Origin of the sequence: Haloarcula amylolytica JCM 13557, from assembly GCF_000336615.1 — an archaeon.
GTDB lineage: Archaea > Halobacteriota > Halobacteria > Halobacteriales > Haloarculaceae > Haloarcula > Haloarcula amylolytica.
Map to the genome: position 1 here is coordinate 31,944 of NZ_AOLW01000005.1, position 22,764 is coordinate 54,707.

26 protein-coding genes are annotated in these 22,764 nt (G+C 65.2%); 13 read left to right on the forward strand and 13 right to left on the reverse strand.

All coding sequences use genetic code 11. The annotated features are described in order from the left end of the window. Positions 1–22 precede the first annotated feature (22 nt). Entirely contained in the window at positions 23–898 is an 876-nt protein-coding gene (locus C442_RS00175; RefSeq protein ID WP_008306903.1) for a hypothetical protein, read from the forward strand. A 426-nt stretch (positions 899–1,324) separates the two neighbouring features. Here C442_RS00175 and thsB read toward each other — a convergent pair whose 3' ends face one another. Together thsB and C442_RS00185 are read right to left on the reverse strand one after the other, a co-directional pair. Beyond that, the gene (thsB, locus tag C442_RS00180; protein WP_049942743.1) at positions 1,325–3,004 is read right to left on the reverse strand and encodes a thermosome subunit beta; all 1,680 of its coding nucleotides are present in this window, start codon (positions 3,002–3,004) and stop codon (positions 1,325–1,327) included. Between the two features lie 174 nt (positions 3,005–3,178). Further along, entirely contained in the window at positions 3,179–3,568 is a 390-nt protein-coding gene (locus tag C442_RS00185; protein ID WP_008306905.1) for a DUF7383 domain-containing protein, read from the reverse strand. Between the two features lie 125 nt (positions 3,569–3,693). Here C442_RS00185 and mutS point away from each other — a divergent pair, with 125 nt between their 5' ends. After that, positions 3,694–6,462 carry a DNA mismatch repair protein MutS gene (gene mutS / locus C442_RS00190; protein WP_008306906.1) on the forward strand — a complete coding sequence of 923 codons (2,769 nt, stop codon included), beginning with the start codon at positions 3,694–3,696 and terminating at the stop codon, positions 6,460–6,462. 9 nt (positions 6,463–6,471) lie between these two features. Here mutS and C442_RS00195 read toward each other — a convergent pair whose 3' ends face one another. Next, complete coding sequence (locus tag C442_RS00195; RefSeq protein ID WP_008306907.1) at positions 6,472–7,188, reverse strand: helix-turn-helix domain-containing protein; 717 nt, start codon at positions 7,186–7,188, stop codon at positions 6,472–6,474. A 120-nt stretch (positions 7,189–7,308) separates the two neighbouring features. Here C442_RS00195 and C442_RS00200 point away from each other — a divergent pair, with 120 nt between their 5' ends. Further along, positions 7,309–7,560, forward strand: coding sequence for a HalOD1 output domain-containing protein (locus C442_RS00200; protein WP_008306908.1), 252 nt, complete (start codon positions 7,309–7,311; stop codon positions 7,558–7,560). Positions 7,561–7,565: 5 nt separating this feature from the next. Here C442_RS00200 and nucS read toward each other — a convergent pair whose 3' ends face one another. Both nucS and C442_RS00210 read right to left on the reverse strand, forming a co-directional pair. Beyond that, complete coding sequence (gene nucS, locus C442_RS00205) at positions 7,566–8,285, reverse strand: endonuclease NucS (protein WP_008306909.1); 720 nt, start codon at positions 8,283–8,285, stop codon at positions 7,566–7,568. 9 nt (positions 8,286–8,294) lie between these two features. Then, positions 8,295–8,732: a DUF6735 family protein gene (locus C442_RS00210; protein WP_008306910.1), complete on the reverse strand. Its 438-nt coding sequence runs from the start codon at positions 8,730–8,732 to the stop codon at positions 8,295–8,297. 166 nt (positions 8,733–8,898) lie between these two features. Here C442_RS00210 and C442_RS00215 point away from each other — a divergent pair, with 166 nt between their 5' ends. The 7 genes from C442_RS00215 to C442_RS00240 all read left to right on the forward strand — a co-directional run bounded on the left by C442_RS00215 (position 8,899) and on the right by C442_RS00240 (position 13,808). Then, the gene (locus tag C442_RS00215; RefSeq protein ID WP_004590026.1) at positions 8,899–9,186 is read left to right on the forward strand and encodes a zinc ribbon domain-containing protein; all 288 of its coding nucleotides are present in this window, start codon (positions 8,899–8,901) and stop codon (positions 9,184–9,186) included. A 108-nt stretch (positions 9,187–9,294) separates the two neighbouring features. Continuing rightward, the gene (locus C442_RS00220) at positions 9,295–10,590 is read left to right on the forward strand and encodes a hypothetical protein (RefSeq protein WP_008306911.1); all 1,296 of its coding nucleotides are present in this window, start codon (positions 9,295–9,297) and stop codon (positions 10,588–10,590) included. Between the two features lie 30 nt (positions 10,591–10,620). Beyond that, a complete protein-coding gene (locus tag C442_RS00225; RefSeq protein WP_008306912.1) occupies positions 10,621–11,604 on the forward strand; it encodes a Gfo/Idh/MocA family protein in 984 nt (327 codons plus the stop codon). 118 nt (positions 11,605–11,722) lie between these two features. Continuing rightward, positions 11,723–12,517, forward strand: coding sequence for an aldo/keto reductase (locus tag C442_RS00230; RefSeq protein ID WP_008306913.1), 795 nt, complete (start codon positions 11,723–11,725; stop codon positions 12,515–12,517). Between the two features lie 6 nt (positions 12,518–12,523). Beyond that, positions 12,524–12,709, forward strand: coding sequence for a hypothetical protein (locus C442_RS22975; protein ID WP_008306914.1), 186 nt, complete (start codon positions 12,524–12,526; stop codon positions 12,707–12,709). Positions 12,710–12,783: 74 nt separating this feature from the next. Then, a complete protein-coding gene (locus C442_RS21955; RefSeq protein ID WP_004516449.1) occupies positions 12,784–12,921 on the forward strand; it encodes a hypothetical protein in 138 nt (45 codons plus the stop codon). A gap of 173 nt (positions 12,922–13,094) precedes the next feature. Continuing rightward, on the forward strand, positions 13,095–13,808 hold the full coding sequence (locus C442_RS00240; protein WP_008306915.1) for a type 1 glutamine amidotransferase: 714 nt from the start codon (positions 13,095–13,097) through the stop codon (positions 13,806–13,808). Between the two features lie 28 nt (positions 13,809–13,836). On the opposite strand, the gene C442_RS00245 is transcribed toward C442_RS00240, so the two are convergent. The 3 genes from C442_RS00245 to C442_RS00250 all read right to left on the reverse strand — a co-directional run bounded on the left by C442_RS00245 (position 13,837) and on the right by C442_RS00250 (position 15,402). Next, on the reverse strand, positions 13,837–14,304 hold the full coding sequence (locus tag C442_RS00245; protein WP_008306916.1) for a cupin domain-containing protein: 468 nt from the start codon (positions 14,302–14,304) through the stop codon (positions 13,837–13,839). A 102-nt stretch (positions 14,305–14,406) separates the two neighbouring features. After that, the gene (locus C442_RS21960; protein WP_004516452.1) at positions 14,407–14,571 is read right to left on the reverse strand and encodes a DUF6757 family protein; all 165 of its coding nucleotides are present in this window, start codon (positions 14,569–14,571) and stop codon (positions 14,407–14,409) included. A gap of 54 nt (positions 14,572–14,625) precedes the next feature. After that, positions 14,626–15,402: a PHP domain-containing protein gene (locus tag C442_RS00250; protein WP_008306917.1), complete on the reverse strand. Its 777-nt coding sequence runs from the start codon at positions 15,400–15,402 to the stop codon at positions 14,626–14,628. 146 nt (positions 15,403–15,548) lie between these two features. On the opposite strand from C442_RS00250, the gene C442_RS00255 reads away from it, so the two are divergent. Continuing rightward, on the forward strand, positions 15,549–15,836 hold the full coding sequence (locus C442_RS00255) for a DUF5789 family protein (protein ID WP_008306918.1): 288 nt from the start codon (positions 15,549–15,551) through the stop codon (positions 15,834–15,836). 136 nt (positions 15,837–15,972) lie between these two features. Here the strand turns inward: C442_RS00255 and C442_RS00260 are convergent, their stop codons facing one another. The 4 genes from C442_RS00260 to C442_RS00275 all read right to left on the reverse strand — a co-directional run bounded on the left by C442_RS00260 (position 15,973) and on the right by C442_RS00275 (position 18,804). Beyond that, positions 15,973–16,383, reverse strand: coding sequence for a hypothetical protein (locus C442_RS00260; RefSeq protein WP_008306919.1), 411 nt, complete (start codon positions 16,381–16,383; stop codon positions 15,973–15,975). Further along, the gene (locus C442_RS00265) at positions 16,380–17,066 is read right to left on the reverse strand and encodes an RAD55 family ATPase (RefSeq protein ID WP_008306920.1); all 687 of its coding nucleotides are present in this window, start codon (positions 17,064–17,066) and stop codon (positions 16,380–16,382) included. The genes C442_RS00260 and C442_RS00265 overlap by 4 nt, the downstream gene beginning before the upstream one ends. A gap of 73 nt (positions 17,067–17,139) precedes the next feature. Continuing rightward, the gene (locus C442_RS00270; protein WP_008306922.1) at positions 17,140–17,847 is read right to left on the reverse strand and encodes an Nmad3 family putative nucleotide modification protein; all 708 of its coding nucleotides are present in this window, start codon (positions 17,845–17,847) and stop codon (positions 17,140–17,142) included. A gap of 51 nt (positions 17,848–17,898) precedes the next feature. Continuing rightward, positions 17,899–18,804, reverse strand: a complete 906-nt coding sequence (locus C442_RS00275; protein ID WP_008306924.1) for an acyltransferase — start codon at positions 18,802–18,804, stop codon at positions 17,899–17,901. Positions 18,805–18,942: 138 nt separating this feature from the next. Between C442_RS00275 and C442_RS00280 the strand changes: the two genes are divergently transcribed. Then, positions 18,943–19,956, forward strand: a complete 1,014-nt coding sequence (locus tag C442_RS00280; protein WP_008306926.1) for a CPBP family intramembrane glutamic endopeptidase — start codon at positions 18,943–18,945, stop codon at positions 19,954–19,956. 24 nt (positions 19,957–19,980) lie between these two features. After that, positions 19,981–21,033, forward strand: a complete 1,053-nt coding sequence (locus C442_RS00285) for an aldo/keto reductase (RefSeq protein WP_008306927.1) — start codon at positions 19,981–19,983, stop codon at positions 21,031–21,033. Between the two features lie 426 nt (positions 21,034–21,459). On the opposite strand, the gene radA is transcribed toward C442_RS00285, so the two are convergent. Then, positions 21,460–22,509, reverse strand: coding sequence for a DNA repair and recombination protein RadA (gene radA, locus C442_RS00290; protein ID WP_008306928.1), 1,050 nt, complete (start codon positions 22,507–22,509; stop codon positions 21,460–21,462). Positions 22,510–22,764 lie beyond the last annotated feature (255 nt).

Here is a 22,764-nt window from a genome sequence, read left to right on the forward strand (position 1 = left end):
CGCCACACGACCAGTCACGGGTATGCGTCGCGGGGCGGCGATTGCTGCGGTCTGTCTCTGTCTGCTGAGCGCCGGGTGTGCCGGTCTGTTCGGGGACGGCTCGGCCGCCAGGGAGACGGTGACACCGGCTCCAGTCCCGACCGCGGACGCGCCGACGAGCCCCGAACAACGGGCCCCGGGCGTCGTCGGCGACCGCGTCGTCAACGCCACCGCGCTCGGCCGCGCCCACGTCAGCCAGCTCTCGAACACCTCCTATCGCGTCCACCACACCAGGACCGTCATGAACGGCAGCGGCCTGCACAGCCGCGTCCGGACCCGTGCCAGCGTCAGCGCGGGCTACGAGTCGTACACGGCCACCCGAACGATATCTGGGCAGAGTGTGACAGCGCGTGAGATCCACAGCACCTGGCGGGACGGCCGAGCGCTCAGGCGGACGACCGTCAACGGGTCGACGTCGGCGGAAGTGGTCGCGGACAGCCGCGGTATCGGTGGCCCGCCACGCTCACCTCGGGCCGCGCTGTTCTTCGAACCCACGTTCAACGGGCGTCTCATAGCGCTGCTTTCCGCCACTAACATCACATCCATCCGCCCCGGCGACGAGGTCATCAAGCAACTGTACGGCGTTCCGTTGTATCGCATCAAAGGAACCGGGTCGGCCGACGACAGCGCGGTTGCCACCCGTCCCGTCGACCGTGTGACCAACGTCTCCCTCTCGGCGACCGTGACGCCCAACGGCGTCGTCCGAGGCTACGCGCTCCAGTACACGGTCGTGAACGGAACGGATACCCACAGAGTGACCGAGATTCTCCGCTACAGCGATCTCGGAACGACGGACGTGGTGTTCGAAGACCGACAGCGGACCGAACGCCATCGAAACCGAACAGCGCGTCCCGAATGACGCGAGCAACGGCTGGACGCCGTCGAATCAGTCACAAAACGGAGAGAGGCCCCCACCCGCTGTCACCAGTCCGTCCCACCAAACGGACCGGGACAGTCGATACTTCGCAGAGACGTACCTAACTGTTTCTCCGGTTTCACGTCTCGATATACACGCTGAGATGACTCGGCGCGTTACAGAACCGCAAAAAAACCGAACCGCAAGCGGCGATTCGCTCGTTCGGAGGTCTCTCCGGTCGACCTCCCTGCTCGCGTGTCGCTACGCTCCCGCTCGCAATTCGAGGGCCCTCACTTCGTTCGGTCCCTCGCTTTGCTCACGGACTTCGTCCGTTCGCTCGTTCGGAGACTTCGCTCCGCTCAGAACCTCGCTGTTCGCGGCTTTCGCCGCTCACTATTCGAGGGCCCCTCACTTCGTTCGGCCCCTCGCTTACATCATGCCGCCCATACCGCCGCCCATGCCGCCCATACCGCCAGGGGCGCCACCGGGGCCGCCGGGGCCGCCTTCGTCGCCGCCGGAGGTCGAGAGCTCGCCGGCAGCGATGATGTCGTCGATCTTGAGGACCAGGTTCGCGGCCTCTGCAGCCGAGGAGATCGCCTGTCGCTTGGCGTGGGCCGGCTCGACGACGCCGGTGTCGAGCGTGTTCTCGACGTCACCGGAGAAGACGTTCAGGCCGGCGCTGACGTCGCCGTCCTCGTGGGCGGCGCGCAGGTCGACCAGCGTGTCGATGCTGTCGAGACCGGCGTTCTCGGCGAGGGTGCGCGGGATGATCTCCAGCGCGTCGGCGAAGGACTCGATAGCGAGCTGTTCGCGGCCTTCGACGCTGTCGGCGTAGTCGCGGAGCCGGCGAGCGACTTCGACTTCTGGTGCGCCGCCGCCGCCGAGGACGCTGCCGTTGGCGACCGTCGCCGCGACGACGTCGAGCGCGTCCGTGACGCCGCGTTCGAGTTCGTCGACGACGTGGTCGGTCGAGCCACGGAGCAGGAGAGTGACGCCGTGGGCCCCGTCGCCGCTGCCCTCGACGTAGAACAGGCCTTCGGCCTCGTCGCGGGTGATGGAGCCGTGCCCGAGGTCCTCCGCGGTCGCGGAGTCGAGGTCCGAGACGATGCGGGCCCCGAGGACTTCCTTGAGGAACTCGATGTCGGACTTCTTGGCGCGGCGGACGGCCAGGATGCCCTTCTCGGCGAGGTAGTGCTGGGCCATATCGTCGATGCCCTTCTGGCAGAAGACGACGTCAGCGCCGGTGTCGGCGATCTGGTCGACCATCCGCTTGAGCTGCTCTTCTTCCTTGTCGAGGAAGTTCTGGAGCTGGCTCGGGTCGTCGACGGAGAGCTGCGCGTCGACCTCGGTCTCGTCGAGTTCGATGGCCGTGTCGACCAGCAGGACGTCGGCGTCGTCGACTTCGGTCGGCATCTCCTCGTGGACCGGGTCCTTGTCGATGACCGCGCCTTCGAGGAGTTCAGAGTTGCCGGCGGAGCTGCCGGTCTGGGTCTCGATGTTGAGGTATTCGAGGTCGGCGATGACGGAGCCGTCCTCGGCCTCGACGGTGACGGCGTTGACCGCGTCGACGATGAGCTGGGCGAGCAGCTCCTTGTTGAGCTCCGCGCCCTTGCCCGTCATCGAGGTTTCGGCGACTTTCTTCAGAAGTTCCTCGTCGTCGGGGTCGACTTCCGTGGCGATATCCGCGATTTCGTCCTTGGCCTGCGTGGCGGCCATGTCGAACCCTTTGATGATCGCCGTCGGGTGGATGTCCTGTTCGAGGAGGTCCTCGGCGTTCTTGAGGAGTTCGCCTGCGATGGCGACGGCGGAGGTGGTGCCGTCACCGGCCTCGTCTTCCTGTGTCTCGGCAACCTCGACGATCATCGAGGCTGTCGGGTTGTCGATGTCCATCTCCGAGAGGATGGTGACGCCGTCGTTCGTGACGGTGACGTCACCCATCGAGGAGACGAGCATCTTGTCCATCCCCTTCGGGCCGAGCGTCGAGCGTACTGACTCGGCGACCGCGCGAGCGGCCGAGATGTTGTGTTCCTGTGCAGACTTGTCCTTCATCCGCTGGGAGTCCTCTCCCAGGATGATCATCGGCTGGCCCTGCATCTGGCGTTGGCTCATAATCAAGCGAAGATTGCATGTGGTTCTATATAAAAGTACGGGTTATGGGGCGTTCGTCGGTCACCCATTGAGACAGCCAGAACAGGTGAAACCACCAGACAGAGGGAGTACGGTCCGTCGATAGTGGTAGCTGTTGGCACGCCCCATCAAGCGAGCGACGACCTGTTTATATATTCACTCGACGGGTTCCGTCCAGTGGACCGTGACCGACCCGACGACGAAGGCGTCTTTCGAGTCGGTGTCCCGTCGGAACTGGATCGTGTTCTTACCGAGGTGCAGTCGCTCGGGCGCAATCGTGTCCATCCAGAGCTGCCACCCCTCGCCAGGCGCGATGTCGAACCCCGACAGCGCCTCGCCGTTGACAACGATTTCGTGGTCGAAGTCCTCGACGTCGAACACCTGCATCTGCACGTACGGGTCATCCGGTGACGAGGTGGAGATGTCGAAGGAAACCGGATCGGTCGAATCACCGGTGTACTCGGCCCAGGGAACGTCGAGCGAGTCCGCCGACGGGCCGAGGAGCTGCTGGAACTGACAGAGCGCGTAGTTGGCACGACGTGACATACGGGTTACGTCTCCCGGGCGGTATAAAAATCAGTGGTCAGTTGCGGTCGCAGTGTCACCCAGAGGGAACAGAGCACGCACAGGAGAGCGGAGCGCCTATGAGTAGGGGGCTGTTGCCAGTCGGTATGGACGCTGCGCTTGGCCCGCCCGAGAAGATGGCCGAGCTCGAGGAGGACCTGACGCCGATGATGGCGCAGTACTACGAGCTGTGCCGTCAGTACGACGACGCCCTGGTCCTCTTTCAGGTCGGGGACTTCTACGAGGCCTTCTGTGCGGCCGCACAGCGGGTCGCCCGGCTGTGTGAGATCACGCTGACCCAACGCGAGGACTCGACCGGCGAGTACCCGATGGCCGGCATCCCCATCGACAACGCCGAGTCCTACGTCGAGACACTGCTGGACGCGGGCTATCGGGTCGCCATCGCCGATCAGGTCGAGGACCCCGACGAGGTCAGCGGCGTGGTCGAGCGGGCGGTGACGCGGATCGTCACCCCCGGCACACTCACGGAGAGCGAACTGCTGGGCGGGGCGGACAACAACTACGTCGCCGCCCTGACCGCTGGCGAGCGGTACGGGCTGGCGTTACTGGATATCTCGACCGGCGACTGCTACGCGACCAGTGTCGGCTCCGAAACCGCCGTCGCCGACGAACTCAGCCGGTTCGGCCCGGCGGAAGCCATCGTCGGGCCGGAGGTCGACGTGGACCGGGACGCCGTCTTCGGCCCGGCCTGTCTGGTGACGCGGTACGACGCGGCCGCCTTCGACCGGGAGCGCGCCGAGGACCGCGTGGGGCAGTATTTCGGCCCGCCGGAGCGCCTGCTCGCCGGCGACGCGGAAATCCGGGCCTGTGGCGGCCTGCTGGCCTACGCTGAGTACACCCGCGGCAGCAGCGGCGCGGTCGGCCCCGACGGCGAACCGGTCGACGCGGACGTGGACCCCGCCGGCACGCTCGACTACCTCAACCATCTCACGCGGTACGACCCGCGGGAGTACATGCTACTCGACGCCGTGGCCGTCGAGAGCCTCGAACTGTTCGAGCGGCGCTCGGTCCGGGGCCACGAGAACCGCACGCTAGTGGACACGGTCGACGAGACCGCCTGTGCGCTGGGGCGGCGGAAGCTGACCGACTGGCTCCGCCGGCCGCTGCTGGACGCCGACCGCATCGAGGCCCGCCACGGGGCGGTCGCGGAACTCCAGCGAGACCCCGCGACCCGCGAAGCGCTCTCGGGTCTGCTCGCGGATGTGTACGACCTCGAACGGCTCATCTCGCGTGTCTCTCGCGGCCGGGCGAACGCGCGCGATCTCCGGTCGCTGGCCGCCACGCTGTCGGTCGTGCCGGACATCCGGGACCACCTCGCGGACGCCGACGCCCGGCTGCTCGCGGACCTGCACGCCACGCTGGACCCGCTGGTCGACACCCGCGAGGAAATCGAGGCAGCGATCCGCCCGGACCCGCCACAGCAGGTGACCGAGGGCGGCGTCATCCGCGAGGGCTACGACGAGGAACTGGACCGGCTGCGCTCGACCGAGCAGTCGGGCAAGCAGTGGATCGAGGACCTCGAAGCTAGCGAGCGCGAGCGCACCGGCATCGACTCGCTGAAGGTCGGCCACAACTCGGTGCATGGCTACTACATCGAGGTGACCAACGCCAATCTCGATTCCGTCCCCGATGACTACCAGCGCCGCCAGACGCTGAAAAACAGCGAGCGCTACTACACGCCGGAACTCAAGGAGCGCGAAGAGGAGATCCTCCGGGCCGAGAGCGCGGCCGACGATCTGGAGTACGACCTGTTCTGTGCGGTCCGTGACGAGGTGGCCGGCGAGGCCGAGCGCGTGCAGGCGCTTGCCGACCGCCTCGCCCGACTGGACGTGCTGGTCTCCTTCGCCGAGGTCGCGGCGCAGTACGACTACTGCCGACCCACCGTCGGCGGCGACGGCATCGATATCACCGCCGGCCGCCACCCGGTCGTCGAGCGGACCGAGGACGCCTTCGTCCCCAACGACACGCATCTGGGCAGCGGGCCAGTCCCGGCGAGTGGAGACGGAAGCGGCGTCGCGGCGGACGATATACAGCCCTTCCTCGCTGTCGTCACGGGGCCGAACATGAGCGGGAAATCGACGTACATGCGTCAGGTCGCGCTGATCTGCCTGCTCGCACAGGCGGGGAGCTTCGTCCCCGCGAAGGCGGCCGACCTCCCGATTCTCGACCGGGTGTTCACCCGCGTCGGGGCCAGCGACGACATCGCCGGCGGCCGCTCGACGTTCATGATCGAGATGACCGAACTGGCGACGATTCTGGACGCGGCGACGGCCGACTCGCTGGTCCTGCTGGACGAGGTCGGTCGCGGCACGTCGACAGCCGACGGGCTGGCTATCGCCCGCGCCGTCACGGAGCATCTCCACGACGAGGTCGGCGTGTACACGCTGTTTGCGACCCACCACCACGACCTGACGGCCGTCGCCGCGGCGCTGCCCGGCGCGACCAACCGCCACTTCGAGACCAGCCGCGAGGACGACGACGTGCGCTTCGACCACGAACTCGCGCCCGGTCCCGCGGCGGCCTCCTACGGCGTCGAGGTGGCGAGCATGGCGGGCGTGCCCGAATCCGTCGTCGACCGGTCGCGGGACCTCCTGACGGATGCCGAGACGGCCGACTCCGACACAGATTCCACTGCCACGGAGACTGGGCCGACGGAGAACGGAACAGCGGTGGCCTCGGCCGGCGAGGGTGGAGCGGACGGCCACACACAGGAGGCGCTTCGGACGAACGGGTCGGCTTCCGAGGCCGAACTGCCGGCGGCCGTGGCAGAGCAACTGGCGTCGCTCGATGTCGCGACGATGACGCCCATCGAGGCGATGAACGCGCTCGCGGACCTGCAGGACCGACTTGAATAACAGCCGCGGTCAACTATCGCTGGCACTGGCCCGTTCGTCGTGTGGGCAGGCGAACATGGTCGCGACGAGCTTCTGTTCGGCGGCCCGCAAGTGCTTGTGCAGCGTTGGCTCCGAGATGTCGAGGAGTTCAGCCAGATCCGCGGCCGTTGCCCCGCGGGGCCAGTTGTAGTACCCCGCTTCGTGGGCCGTCGCGAGAACTTCCTGCTGGCGGTCGGTCAGTGGCTCGGTGTGGGACGTGTAGTTCTGGAACCCGAACAGCGGCACGATGGAATCGCGCTGTTTCTTCGCCGCGAGTTCGGCATCCGAGTGGGCCGTCAGGAACGAATCGATAACCGCGGCCGTATCGGTTTGGTTCGGGACATCGGCTACGATAGTCCCCTGTCCATCGACACTCCGGGCAGTCTGTGGGACTGCCCCGGCGTCCGCGAGCGAGACAACGGGACAGTTGTCCCGCACGTTGATTTCGACGAGCCCACCGTCGCTGGTGCACTCAATCACCCGCGCCGCACCGCTGTTTTCGTCCTCGATGCGTTCGACAAGCCGGCCGGGGCGAGCACCCTCGACCGAAAAAAACTCGGCGTACGTGTCGTCTGTCTGGGGGAGACATTTTTCGAGAATCACGGAACACGATTCGGCTGCAGACACCGAAACGAAGGGATACGACCCATCAGAGAGGGTAAACTTCACACGGGTGACCGCCCGGCCGTTACCAGACTGTTGGGACATACATAAATGCAACCGGCATACTGTGAAGAGTGTTGGCATATATCGTGTTTCGGCGTTTACTATGCTAGCCACACTGAACTTTACATCTACAAGACAAATACAACATGAGGTCAGAGAACCGTGTCCGGAATATCACCAACCGTTATAGAAGTCCACGGCACCGACCAGTCCATCGTCACGGCAGTCGTTCGCGCTGTCGCGACCGCCGAGAGACGGCCGGTCGAGACACTCCCTCCACTGGCCGACAGTATCAATCCGGATGCACTGACGACGTGCATCGCTGATTCGAACACCAACGGCCATGTGGCGTTCGACTACAGCGGCTACCGCGTGGTCGTCGACACCGATGGAACGGTTACTGTGGACGGCTAAAGCGGTTACGGCGGCTCGAGCGAGACGAACTCCAGCCCTTTCTCGGCGAGCAACTGACGCGCTCGGTCAGTCACCGACGGAGCGACGAGGATGCCCCGGACCTCGGTATCGGCGTGCAGGTCGCGCTCCAGGGCATCGACGTACCGACCCAGTTGGCCGACGGCGTCGGGACCCACGCGTCGGCGCTTGAGTTCGAGTATCGTCGTCCGGCCGTCGGCGTCCTCGCCGTAGATGTCGACTGCACCAGCGGGGGTCTCGCGTTCGGTCGCAAGCGGCGTAAAGCCCGACTCCACCAGCGCCGGCTCGTCGAGGATGCGGTCTTTCAGATCGGCCTCCGTTCCGGTGAGCGCGAGGTCCTTGGAGTCGGTCACGTCGAAGGCGGCGGCGTGGGCGACCGTTTCAAAGGCCACTTCGAGCGACTCCTCGGGGGTCGACCGCGTGGAGCGGACGACCAGCGAGCCGTCGTCGACGCTGATGCTGTGCTCACAGCCCGGCGGCTGCCAGTTCACCGGCTGTTGGCCCTCGTCGGTGTGGACCAGCGCGGCCCCGTCGGGCTTGAGCATCACATGGCGGTCGCCGAGCCCCAGCGAACTGGCCGCTCGGCCCTCGTACTCGACCGTACAGGTGCCGACGAGCGTCACCAGCGCGCCGCGGTCGGCGTTGCGCGACGCGAGGTCCAGCGCGTCGGTGGGGTCGGGGTAGGTCAGCGTCTCGACGGCGGTCACGGGTGGCGGTTAGCGGTCCCCGCGTAAAAAGGACGCGTCGTCAGGGCAGTGGACGGACGAAGCGCGGTTTCGGAGCGACGCGAGCAGGGCGCGACGAACAGTTTCCGGGTCGCAGCCGTCGCTATCGAGGGCGCGACAGGCCTCGTCCTTGCGGTCGACCCACCACCTCCGAAACGCATCAGCGTCGGTAGTGCGGGCCAGAACGATATCGTCGAGGTCCGACAGCGTCGGATCGAGCCAGCAAACGGTGTAGGTCCGGACCGACCCGTCAAGCACGACCAACCGGTCGTGGGTGGCATCGATGGCAGCGAGGACAGCCGACGCCGTCCAGTCGTTTCCGAGCGGTCGGGACTGGGCGATGGGGTCGGCGTCGACGCCCCAGTGTGCGATGCGGCAGTCGTAGCGGCCGTCGGGACGGGCGACAGCGACGAGCGTTCGACGACCCATCAGGGACCACCGAGCGTGTAAGCGGGCATGGGGTTCCGTGGCTCCGTGGTCCTATTTGAACGCTGGCCTACAGGATGCCTATCGAGTGCCCGCCAGCCCCACTGAAATCGTCGACCATTGGTAACCCGGCACAACCCTCAAGTAGTACGTTCACGTATCATTACATATGATGGTGAGCGAGTGGCTCTACGGCGCAATCGCGCTTCTCGTGGGGCTCCACGTCCTGACCATGCTGTACGCGTACCGGCACCGGGGTGACCCAGCCGGTGCGACCGGGCAGGGCGATACTGAAGGGCGCCGTGGCAGCGCCACCGACGACAGCACTGAATCCATCGACTGCCCCCACTGCGGGGCGAGGAACGAGCAGGACTACCAGTTCTGCCGGCAGTGCGTCGCCGACCTGACGAGCGGGAGCCCGCAGCGCCAGCCGACGGACCGAAGCCAGCCGTACTGACCGTTTACAAGGCCGGGGTCGAATCAACCGGATTGAGCGCTGCTGTCGGCCAAAGTATTTATTTCCCCCAAATATATATTTGAATATACTGACGAACGGGGGTAGACTGTGGAAACCGTTATCGACGTACGTTCCTCGGGTCGACCGGAGATATTCGAGCGAGCGAACACCGACGGGCTGTTCGGACGCACGCGCCGCCTTCAGCAGCCGCTGGGGCAGTATCTACGGGGGACAGAGACGCCACGATATCTCGCGTACAACGACCGGTCCGGCGTCGTCGCTGCCCGGGGGAACAACGAGTCGCTCACGCCGGCCGGCGACTACCGCGCGTATCTGCTTGCAACGAACATCCGGGTCGTGTTCGTCGTCGGCGACGACAACGGTGACCGGGCCATCTCGCTGCCCCACGAAGACATCGTGGCCGTACACTGTACGTCGGGGCTCCGCACGTCGACACTCGAAATCGTCACCGTCGACGAAGACCGCTGGGCGTTCGAATGTAAGGGCGATCTAGCGCCAGTACGGACGTTCATCGACGAAGCCACACAGGTCTGGACCCGTACGCTAACCGAACTCGACCGGGCAGAATCCCAGGTCGAGGCTGCAACGGCGGCACTGGAGGCGGCGAACCCCGACGCAGCAGCCACGCACATCACGGCCGCACAGGAGGCACTCGATAGCGGACGGGAACGGGTCGAATCGCTGGGAGAGGGAGCGACAGCGACCATCGATACACGCCTCCAGTCAACGCAAGCACAGATCGACACCAGCCAGCGCCGACGGCACGTCAGGGCGGCCGAGGAGCACCGCGACGCGGCCCGGTACGCGTGGGAGGACCTGGCGTACGAGCGGGCCGCGGATGCGTACGCACAGGCCAGCATCGAGTACGACCGAGCGCTGGCGGTAACGGCACCGGAGCCGTCGGTAGAAGCCATCACGGACGCACGGGACGCAGTCGAGGCGGAATACGCCGAGCTCCTCTCGGCCCCAGTCGACGCGGCACAGGCGGCTGCGGGCGCGGCCAGAGCCGCGACGGACCCGGCAGCGCGGGCCACACATTGGGAAGCCGCCCTCGACCGATACCGGACGGCGTACGAACTGGACTGGGGTCGTGACCGCCGCTTCGACGGCGACCGGGCGTCGCTCCGGCAAGCGCTCGCGGACATCGCCGTTGCACTGGTGGATGCACACCGTGAAGCGGGGCGACAGGAGCTACGCGAGGCCAGCGACGAGTCGAAGCGAGAGGCACCCGGAATCGCGTGCGAAGACGCAGCGGCACACTTCGAGCGCGCACGCGAGGTGGCCGCCGAACTCGTGCCCGACAGACGCGAGCCGTCAGCGGACGAACTGGCCGCCGTATCCGAACAGGGTGTCAGTGCCGAGTCAGCGTCCAAAGGTCGGTAATTGTTTATCAGCGGAGAGTCGGGTATCGGTATGCGCTTTGGCATTATTTCGACGGCGAAAATCGCACGCAAGGACGTGATTCCGGGCATCCAGAAGTCGGACCACACGGTCGCGGCAATCAGCTCCAGAACCCGAGACCGTGCCGGCGAGGTCGCCGAGGGCCTCGGTATCGACAGTGCCTTCGGCGACTACGAGACGATGTTCGCCGAGGCGGACATCGACGCGGTGTACAACCCGCTTCCGAACGCGCTCCACGCCGAGTGGAGCCAGCGGGCCGCCGACCACGGGCTCGACGTGCTCTGTGAGAAGCCACTGACCGTCGACACTGCCGGGGCAGTGGACCTCTTCGACTACTGTGCCGAGCAGGGCGTCACGCTGATGGAGGCGTTCATGTATCAGTTCCACCCGCGGACCCGGCGGGCAAGGGAAATCGTCGAAACCGAACTTGGCGAGGTACACACCGTCGACGCGTCGTTCAAGTTCTCGCTTGACGACTCCAGTAACATCCGGCTGGACCCGGAACTGGCCGGCGGGAGCCTGATGGACGTGGGCTGTTACGCCGTCAGCGCGGCCCGGGGCTTCCTCGGCGAGCCGGACCGGGCGTTTGCCCATGCCCGGGATTCCCGGGACAGCGGTGTGGACACGAACTTCAGCGGCGTCCTCTCGTACGACGACGGGCGCGTCGCCTCGGTTTCCTGCGGGTTCGACGGGCCGAGACGGGAGTACTACCGGGTCGAGACCGACGACGGCTGGCTCGAAGCGCCGAACTGCTTCGGCCCGGAACACGACGAGTCAGTCTCGCTGACGTACAGCGTCGACGGCCGCGAGGTCACAGAGACGTTCGACCCGGTTGACCACTATCAGTTGCAGGTCGAGGCGTTCGCGGACGCCGTCGAGAACGACGAGACGCCGCCCATCGACCGGGCCGAGACGCTGGGGAACATGCGCGCCATGGACGCGCTGGCCCGGAGCGCGGACACCGGCCAGCCGGTCGACATCGCCAGTCCCGAGTGAAACGTAAATCGGGCGTGTACCACGACACGACGAGCGCGAAACGGTTTTGACTGCGGCGGATGAGGCACGTACTGTGACACCCCCAACAGTGACGCTTCCGAGTGGCGACGAACTACCGATGGTCGGCGTCGGGACGTGGGACATCGACGGCGATACGCTTCAGGAGTCCGTTCGAGCGGGGCTCGATGCGGGCTACGCCCACGTCGACACCGCCGAGGGCTACAAGAACGAAGCGGAGATCGGCGAGGCCCTGGCCGACTACGACCGCGAGGACGTGTTCCTCACGTCGAAGGTGCTGCCCAAGCACCTCGATTACGAGTCCGTCATCGAAGCCTGTGAGGCGTCGCTCGACCGCCTCGGGACCGACTACCTCGACCTGTATCTCGTTCACTGGCCGAACCCCGCTGTCTCTATCCGCGAGACGATGAACGCGATGGCGACGCTCCACGACCAGGGGAAGATCCGCAACGTCGGCGTCTCGAACTTCAGCGCGTACCAGCTCGGTGCCGCCCAGCACGTCGCCGACGTGCCCATCGCCGTCAATCAGATCGAGTACCATCCCTGGAACACCCAGAACCAGGTCGTCGAGTTCTGCCGCGACACCGACACCGTCGTCGAGGCGGCCGCGCCGCTGGGTCGGACCGAGGTGTTCGCCGACGACGTCATTCAGGACCTAGCCGAGAAATACGACAAGTCGCCGGCCCAGGTCATCCTGAAGTGGGCGGTCGAGAACGACGTGGTGGTGCTACCGAAGTCCTCCTCGCCCGAGCACGTCCGACAGAACCTCGCGTTGTCCGACTGGGAACTCGACGCCGCCGACCGCGAGCGAATCGATGCCATCGAACGCGAGCAGGCGGTCTACGACACCGGCGTCAACGACTGGGACGACGACACCTACGGCATCTCGCAGTAGTCTCCGATGGTCACACCGCCCGCACTGGACCGCTGGGACGCCACGGCCGCGGCGAGCATTGCCGCTTTGCTTGTCGTGGCGTACGTCCTGGTTCCGAACCCGACAGTCCAGTACGGGGCGTGGCTGGTCGTCTTCTGCATCTGGATGGCCTGGTTCGTCTCTTTCGGTGCCAGATGGTTATACGGGCCCTAGAGGAGTTCGTTGAAGCTTTTACTCGATTCCGTGTCAGCGGAGATTTATTTACTCCCGCTCTCTATACGCACTTGATGCCCCGTATCGAAGTCTCGGAAAACCTGTACCGGCAGATCGAGAGCGAAGCCAACAACGACGACTTCAACGACACGCTGTGGAAGATGGTGGGCTCCTATCGGCGGACGAACAACCCGGAAGCGGACCAGACGTAAACGCACGTATCGCAGTCGTCGACGTCCCGTAGCGAGACAGTTCTGAACGGCCAGTCGTCTCCGATAGCCGCTGTATCCGCGGTCGATTTGACGACGGTGTCCCCGTCACCGCGAGCGGCAATCACTGCCGTCGGTATGCATGTTTTTACGATTTGAGCCGTTGCGTACTGGTAATGAGGCCACGGATCGCCCTGCTGAACGCGGCCCACGACGGCGACGACAACCGCCGAAACTTCCGGCGGGAACTCGACGCCGACCTCGTGGAATACGACGTGACCGAGCGCGAACTGCCCGACACCTTCGCGTTCGACGGCTGTCTGGTCACGGGCAGCCGCGCGTCCGTCTACTGGGACGAGCCCTGGATACGGGACCTCGAATCCTGGGTCGCGGACGCGGTCGACCGCGACATCGCGTTCCTGGGCGTCTGTTTCGGCCACCAGCTGCTGGCGCACGCGCTCGGCGGGACCGTCGAGGCGATGGACGAGTACGAGATCGGCTACCGAACCGTCGAACACGACGGCGAGAACGAACTGCTCACCGGCGTCGACGAGTCGTTTACCGTCTTCACGACGCATTCGGACCGTGTCGCCGAGGTGCCCCCAGGTGCGACCACGTTCGCCGAGAACGACTACGGCGTCCACGGGTTCCGGAAAGAGAACGTCTTCTCGGTGCAGTTCCACCCCGAGTACGACCCCGAGACGGCCGAGACGGTGACGAAAGGCAAGGACGAACAACTCTCCGACGAGCGCATCAAGGCGGTGCTTGACGGCATCACCGAGGAGAATCACCGCGCGGCCTGCGAGGCCAAGCGACTGTTCGACAACTTCACCGAGTTCGCCGTGCGTCACACGGGCGACGCGACCCGTGCCACCGCTGCCGACGACTGATTCTGTCGGTGCGGTGGGTCTACGGACATCAGGTGAACCGCCCGGTCTCGGCGTCACATTCCGCACAGCGTGTCACCAGCGCGTCCCGGTCGTCCGTCATCTCGACGTAGTTGTGCGTGCGACCGCCACACTCCTCGCAGTGCCGGAGCATATCGGTGTCGCCCATCTCCTGTGGCGCGCCGAGCGCGAGCGCGACGACGCGCTCGTCGCCCTCGTTGTACCCGCGTTGCCACTCGCCGGGAGCGAAGCGGATGGCGTCGCCGGCCTCGACGCGCACGTCGCCGTCCTCCGTCTCGAACGTCGCTGTGCCCGACTGAACGAGAAACACCTCCTCCTGACCCGGGTGACGGTGGTAGCCGAAGCCGAAGGACTCGCCCGGGGCCAGTTCGTAGTAGTTCAGCGCGATGTCGTCGGTGCCGAGCGGCCCGGCGAGCGCCCGCTTGACCGACGCCGGCCCCATTCGCGATTCGACGGCGTCGAGACTGACTTTCTCCATAGTTGCCATGTACAGCGGACAGTCCTTAACCGTTAGTCAGGGCGAGTCACAGCGGTGCCACTGGGGGCACGCCACGGCAGAAGCAGCAAAACGGAGCGTCGGTCACTCGCGTCGGTCGATGTCGAGTTCTTCGTCGAGGTCTTCGAGCCAGTCGGCGTCTTCCAGTTCCGCCATCTGTTCACGGAAATGTGTCTTGCAGACACCAACCTTGACGCCGTCGTTCTCGACGGCGATATCGGCTTCACGGTCGCAGTAGTGACACTGCATACCTGAATAGTAGTCCCGGACGACATTGAACCCTCGGGTTCCGTCTGCCGGTTGTCAGACGCTGAGCGCTGTTTCGACCCGACCCCAGGCGGCGGCGTCCAGGCCGGTGTCACCCAGCGTCTCGCCGTGAGCGTCGCTGCCGCCCGTCGGCACGAGGTCGTATCGCTCGATAGCGTCGTCGACGAGGCTGTCGTCGACCGTACGGCCGTAGGGGTACCACCGTTCGACGGCGTCGAGCGACGCACACTTGGACAGCGCAGCCGCCGTATCGGGGTATCTGAACGGGTGGGCGAGGCCGACCAGTCCACACGCCTCCGAGAGGACCGCACAACCGCGCTCGAAGGACGGGACCTCTCGGGCGACGTAACAGGGACAGTCGTCGCCAATTAGCTCGTCGAATGCGGACTGGAAGGTGTGGTCCGACACCTCGGCGACTGCGCGGGCGATGTGGGGGCGACCCAGGCCGTCACGCGGTTCGACGGGCAGCGAGACGCCCAACCGGTCCTCGACACAGTCGATGATGCGCGCGCCGCGCTCGCGGCGGTTCCGCTGGACGTGCTCACACTCGGCCCGGAGTTCGTCGGTCGGGTCGACACCGTAGCCCAGCAGGTCCAGTCGCTGGGTCTCGGTTTCGACACGGAGTTCGATACCGTGGAGAAGCGTCACACCGTCCCGTTCAGTGACGGGGCCGTCGAGTTCAGGCTGAAGTCGGTCGTGATCCGTGACGGCGACAACCTCGACGCCCGCTCGTCTCGCGGCGGCCGGGACTTCGTCGAGGGAGAGCGTCCCGTCGGAGCGGGTCGTGTGTACGTGCAAGTCAGCGACGACCATACTACTCCCACAATCCCCAGCAGGAAGCCGCTTCTGGTCGAGTCATGTGTCGTGGGCACACGAAACGTGAGTTCCTTATACGCATTAAGGGACATTATGATTATCTATAGTGAAGGTTTATTATCGACCATGAACTTTCTCGGCATATGCGAATGCTAAGCAACGCGACGGACGCCTTCCAATCGTACGACTACCCGGTTTCCGCCGAAGAGATCATCGAGGGCGACGGCGACATGGAGCTCGAACTGCCAAACGGCACCGAACGGCTGGGCGACGCGCTGAGCCGGTCGGCCCCGGAAACCTTCGAGAGCGCGGAAGACGCCGAGTTCGCGGCGTTCTCGGGCGTGTCGAGCAAGGCCATCGGCCGAAAGGGCTACTCCGACCGCGACCCGGTCTGCATGGGCGAAGACGGGCCGGACGAAGTCTCCTTCTAACGGCCCTGCCGGTTACTTTCGGCTGACCGCGTCCCGCACGCGGCCCCCAGCTCTGGACGGGTTTCCCGTCTCCTTCGTTTTCACATGGGCGAGCAGCAGCGCTATCGCTGCCGGCGAGTGCACACACTGGAGCCAGCTACCTGTCGAGAAAGTCCGGTCTGTCGACGGCGTCAGTGCTGTCGATCGACTGCCTGTCAAGCAGTTCCGAGGAGTCGAGCGCCGACGGCAGGCCGTCGCGGCCGCTGGTCGGCACGTCGTCTTCGTCGATGTACGTCTTCTCGCCGTTGATCAGGTCGGCCCAGAGGGCGTCCCGGTCGGCGCTGGTCGTCTCCGCCGCTTCCTTCGCTTCGTTGCGGCCTTCGTCGTACGCGAGTTCGACCATGCTCTTGTGGTACGCCGAGTTCATCTCGGCGTAGATGGCTTCGAGTTCCTCCCGGTTGTACTCCCCGAGGCGCTCGGCGACGCCGATGGCGTAGGCCCGGTCGGTGGCCTCGTCTTTGCCGAGAGTTTCCCAGTCGGTGCCGAACTCACGCTCGTAGCGGCTCATGTCTCCACTTTCCGATCGGAGTGGACCTGCAGTCCGGCGTCAGAGAAGGATATCTCCCGGATGTCACAGTCGATGGCGGTGCCTCGCATCTTGATGACCTGGACGCCGCGGGTCATGCTCCCGTTTTCGAGGAAGTTGTGGAAGAAGACGACGCCGTGGGCGAGGTAGTGTTCGTCGCTGTAGGAGGACGGGTCGGTCATCTCAGAGATGAGTAGCGTCGTCGCGTCCGTCTGTTTCAGCGCGGAGAGAAAGCCCGTGATCTCGTCTTCGACGTCGTTCATGAAATGCTGCAACAGCATCGTCGAGTCGATGACGACCCGCTGGATGTCGTTCTGTCTGATATAAGCGACGAGGCGGTTCGTCAGGCCGCCCTCGCTGCCGAACTGCGTGATAGTTCGCTTTCCGCTCTCGGTGACGAGGTTGAGGAACTGGATGGCGTCAGACTGCATGGCCCGGTCGAACCCGAACTCGTAGCCGGCCATGTCCTGCATCAACTCCGTCTTGGTCTCGTGCATCGTCACGTACAGGCACGTCTCGCCCTCTTTGACGCCCTGTGTAATGAACTGTGAGCAGAAAGTAGTCTTCCCGCTGCCCGGCGGGCCGCTGACCACATAAAGACGATTCGGGAGTAGCCCCCCCTCAATGAGTTCGTCGAAGCCGGGGACCCCACTAGAGAGACGCATATCAGCTACCTGAGTCCGTCTGGACATATGCTTTCACATTCTATTTTCACCGGTGATAACTCATTCGGCTGCCTCAGCGTTCGAGGGCGCTGGGGTAGCTCTCAGCCAGTTCGAGCAGTCGCTCCGTGCCACCCTCGTCGAACCGCATCGGCCGTCGCCACCACGGCCCCTTCCCCGAGTCGGACGACAGTTCGGTGACCAGTTCGTTCGCGTCGGTGCCGCCGCTCGGTGCCGACAGCGGGACGACCGTGTCGTACAGTCGTGACTCGTCAGCGTTGCCGCGAATGAGAACGCGAGCGTCGAAGGGGTCGCGTTTCACATGGGCGTTCGAGGCGAACTGTGCCTGTTCCTCGGACGGGAGGTCCCGGTACTCGTCGCCGGTCACCGCGTCACGAGCGAGTTGGAAGTGGCCGATGACGTGGGCCCCCCACTTCGGCGACGCCCAGGCCGAACGCTCGTCGGCCATCGACAGCGTCGCGTAGAAGAACAGGTAGTCACCGGCCGACAGCTCCGAGAGCGGTCCGGCCTTCACGCCGTGTTCGTCGCCGTACGTGTAGCGCTCGCCGCCGGCCTCGGGAAACTCCGGGTCGAAGTGGACCGGCTGGTCGGCCACCGCAGAAACGTCGGTCCGCAGGTCAAGGTCGCCGTAGGTCGGCACTGGCTCGCTGGTCGGTTTCGATTCGGGAATGGGAATATACTCGAAGGTGCCGTCGGAGAACAGTGGCCCGCGAAAGCCGGGCTCGTTCGTGTTCGCTCCGACGTTGATGGCGACGCTTCGCATACCAGGGGTTCGGTCGGTGCGGCAAAAGGACTGCCGGCGTGGCCGCACCGGCTACTGGCGGTCCGGCGGCGAGAGGTCCCGCTGGAACTCGTCGAACTGCTCCAGATTATCGGGCAGGTCAACGAACAGTTGCCGCTCGGCACGGCGGTCGACGTTCGCCCCCTCGATTGGCTCCGCGACGGACTCCCAGCCGTCCTTGACAGTCAGGGACTTCGCCGGCGTGCCGGCGGCGATGTGGTGGGCAGGGATGTCCTTGCCGGCGATGGACTTCGCCGCGAGGATGGCGTTTTCCCCGACCTTGACGCCGGCCCGGACCATCGAGTCGTAGGTCAGGCGCACGTCGTCTTCGATGATGGTGTGGTAGTTGTCGACGTGGGTCTGGTCGACGGCGTCGTGGTCGTGGCTGTAGACGTGGGTGTCGTCGGAGATAGAGACGCGGTCGCCGATAGTGAGTTTCCCGCGGTCGTCCAGGTGGACGTCGTCGTGGACGACGACGTTGTCGCCGACTTCGATGTTGTGGCCGTAGGTGAACGTGATGCCCTTGAAGAAGCGACAGCCCTCGCCACAGGAGTCAAAGAGGTGGTTGGCGAGCATCCGCCGGAACCGGAGCGCGAACTCGACGTTGTCCGCCATCGGTGTCGCGTCGAACTGCCGCCAGAGCCACTGGAGGTGCTTCGAGCGTTTGAACCGCTCCTCGTCTTTCTCGGCGTAGTACTCGCTTTCGAGGGTCGTGTTACAGGGGTCATACCCCTGAAGCCGGACCCGTTCGGCCGGGGAGATATCCGCGCCGTCCTGCCAGCGCTCGTAGGCGTCTCGGTCGCCGTGGAGGTCGACCAACACGTCAGTGACAACATCGCAGGTGTCCTCGTCACCGGAGAGGCGTTCGTCGACCTCATCGATAAACGCCCTAAGCCCCTCTTCAGCGAGCGGTGGCAGCGACACGTGACGCTTCGTCATGTCGAGTACGTGGCTTCGCGGGCAGATAGGGGTTTCCGTTACCTGAAACCTACCCAGTAACACCTGTGTCACGACACCGTGAACCACACAGCTCGGCGAGCAAGCCACAGTTAAGACGCCGCCGTTCCAGACGACGACATGGTCAGGTCGGACTTCATCATGGAGATACGGCGCTACATCGTCAATCCCGCCGAGCGCCGGCTGCGAGCGCCGTGGCGGGTCACACTGTGGGTGTTTCTCGCTGGGTTCGGCCTCGTCCTGCTCTCAGGAGTGGTCGCAGTGGTGTCGTCCGTGGTGGGCGTGACGCCAGCGGTCGCAGTCGCGCGCCAGATTGCGCTCTTTGCGGCCGGAACCGTCGTGGCTGTCGTACTCGGCTATCTGCTGGACCGACGGACGCTCTCTGACTACGGGTTGGGGTTCGACCGACAGTGGTGGCGTGACGCCGCGTTCGGCCTCGCGCTCGGGGCGGGGCTTCCCACGCTCGTCCTACTCGTCGAACTGGGTGCCGGGTTCGTGGAAGTCAGCGTCATCTTCGCTACCGTCGACAGCGGGCCGCTCCCACTGACCGCGTTCGGACCGCCGGTCGCTGTCCTCCTCTTGGGAGCGTTCTTCATCGTCCAGGCGACTGCCGAGGAAGTGCTCGTCCGTGGCTACCTGTTGACGAATGCGGCCGAGGGGCTCGCTGGCTGGGTCGGGAAGCGCCGCGCGGTCATCGCCGCGACGGCGCTGACGGGCGCGCTGTTCGGCGTCCTCCACTGGACGAACCCCAGCGCGTCGCTGCTCAGCGTGACCAACATCACCCTCTACGGCCTCCTGCTCGGTGCGTGTTACGTCCTGACCGGGCGACTCGGGGTCGCCAGCGGCTTCCACGTCGCCTGGAACTACACGCTGGCACTGCTTGGTTTTCCCGTGAGCGGCCTCCGGATGGGTGTCGCCCTGCTCTCGACTGATGCGACCGGCCCGACGCTGGTGACCGGCGGCAACTTTGGCCCCGAAGGCGGACTCATCGCGCTCCCGCTGCTTGGCGTCGGCGGAGCCGCGCTGTACTGGTGGGTCCGCCGCGAGTACGGCACGGTCGAACTGCTCGATGCCATCGCCACCCCCGAACTCCGGATTCGGACGCGGTCCGACACCGCAAACCAAGACGGCTAAGTGGACAGCGCCGCTACGTTGGGTATGGAATACGCGACACTCGGAAACTCCGGCGTCGAGGTCTCGGAAGTCGGATTCGGTGCCTGGGTCGTCGGCACGGACTGGTGGGGCGACCGCACTCGCGACGATGCTATCGACATGGTCCAGCACGCGCTCGAGGAGGACGTGACGTTCTTCGACACCGGCGACGTGTACGGCCACGGCGACAGCGAGGAGATCATCGGCGAGGCGCTGGCGGAACACCGCGACGAGGTCACCGTCTCGACGAAGATCGGCTACGACTTCTACAACAACCCCCAGGCCGGTCACGGCGAACTCCCGAAGAAGGTCACACCTGAGTGGGTTCACACCGCCGTCGACCGCTCGCTCGACCGCCTCGGCATGGACCACGTCGAACTCCTGATGCTCCACAACGCCAACGTCGACGAGGTCGACGAGGACGTCCTGGAGGCGCTGGACGAACTCCGCGAGGAGGGGAAAGTCGAGGCCATCGGCTGGGCGCTCGGCCCCTCTATCGGCTGGCTCGCCGAGGGCGACGCCGCGGTCGCCAACGAGTTCGACGCGCTCCAGACCGTCTTCAACCTCTTCGAGCAGACCCCCGGCCAGCACTTCATCGACACTATCCGCGAGCAGAACGCCGACACGTCGGTACTCGCTCGTGTCCCGCACTCCTCGGGCCTGCTGAACGAGCAGGTGACCCCGGAGACGGAACTCGGCAAGGGCGACCACCGTTCCCACCGGCCGAGCGAGTGGTACGAAACCGGCTGGGAGAAGGTCGAGGAAATCCGGTTCCTAGAACGTGACGGAGCACGGACGATGGGCCAGGCGGCCATCCAGTGGCTCCTCTACAACGACGAGGTGGCGTCGGTCACCCCGACGTTCCGGACGAACGCCGACATCGACGAGTGGGCCGGCGCGCCCGATACGCCGCCGCTCAGCGACGAGGAGTACGACCGCGTGCAGGAGCTATACCGTGATAACTTCGGCATCGACCGCGACGACGGGATGGACGCCCTGCGCTCGTCGGTCGGCGGTGCGGACCTCGAAGAGACCGGGATGAAATCTGCCGGGGACTGACGGCGAGGCGTTGGAGCGCCGACGCACAGGCCACGGCAGACCAGGCAGGCGACTGATTTTCTCGCTGTCCACCGACTTTCGTACCGTCCAAACATGGCGGTTGGACGCTGACATCTCCAGTCGACAGTTTACCCCTGGAGAACATCGACAACCAGACAGCCGTCTGTCGGTTCCCAGCTGTTACCCCTCTGTTTCGACAGGAGATGTACCGCCGTCTTGCGGTTGGGGTGGCGAAGTTTCACATTCACCACGGTGCGTCTGACGGCCGCAAGACGCCGGACGGAAGCGGGTTCGAGGTGAAACGGAGGGGTTCGAGGCGCGGGAGCAGTCCACATGCCAGTCCGGGCGGACGCTGTTGCGGGTCTCGAAAACCGCCGGAGAAAAAGTCTGGAATCGTCGCGTCGGTAGTAGTCCTTAGGACTCGGGCTACTCGTTCAGCAGGCCGTCTTCTTCGACGCGCATGACGCCCTCGCCGTCCGGGAGGTTCGGCGCGTCGACGAGTTTGACGATGCGCTTGTTCCCCTTGGACTTCCGGAGGTACATCCGGAACGTGGAGGTGTGGCCGAGGATGTTGCCACCGATGGGCTGGGTCGGGTCGCCGAAGAAGGAGTCGGGGTTGGAGGCGACCTGATTCGTGACGACGACGGCGGTGTTGTTGAGGTCGCCGACGCGCATCAGGTCGTGGAGGTGCTTGTTGAGCTTCTGCTGCCGGTCGGCGAGTTCGCCACGGCCGACGTACTCGGCTCGGAAGTGGGCGGTCAGCGAGTCGACGGCGAGCAGGCGGACGGGGAACTCCTCGTCCTGACTCTCGCTGGCGATCTCCTGTGCCTTCTCGGCCAGGAGGATCTGGTGGTTGGAGTTGAACGCCTTCGCGACGTGGATCTTCTCCAGCACGGAGGCGACGAGGTCATCGAGCAGATCCTCGTCGGTCGGGTCTGCGTCGTCCTCCTCCTCGACGATGCCGTGGAGGACCAGCGTGTCTGCCAGTACCTCGTCGGCGAGGCCCTTGACCATCTGTTCGATACGCTCGGGTCGGAACGTGTCCTCGGAGTCGACGAAGATGGCGCTCCCTTCCAGCCCGCCGTGTTCGGCCGGCAGCTGGACGTTGACTGCGAGCTGGTGTGTTACCTGGGACTTGCCGGCCCCGAACTCGCCGTACACCTCGGTGATGGACTGGGTCTCGACGCCGCCGCCCAGCAGGTCGTCGACCTCGTCGACGCCCCAGGAGAGCTTCCCGATCTGCTCGCGGCGTTCGAGCACCGTCGAGCCGGTCTCGAAGCCGCCGATGTCGGCCGCCTCGCGGGCGGCCTGGATGATGTCTGCCGCCGACGACTCACCGATGTCGGCCGTGTTCGACAGTTCGCCGGGGGAGGCGACCGCAATCCCCTGATAGGAGTCGTAGCCGTTGTCTTCGAGTTTCTCTGCCGTCGCCGGACCGACGCCCGGCAGCTCTTCGAGGTCCTCACTTGCGGACATGGACGTGCCTTGTGCGTCCGGGGGTATAAAGCCTCGTTAACACCAGAGTGAAAGTGAAAGTGTGGGACAGCGGCGTGATGGTTCGAGACGGAATCGGGAGTTTTAGATGCGAAGGGGAGTCGAAGTGCGGTGGAACAGATTCAGCCCAGACCCGTTCGACCGAGGTAGACGAGCAGGAGCAGCCCCACGAGAACGAGCCCCGTCAGCGCCGTCTCGGATAGCGGGACGTGGCCTGTCTCTTATACACATCTCTGA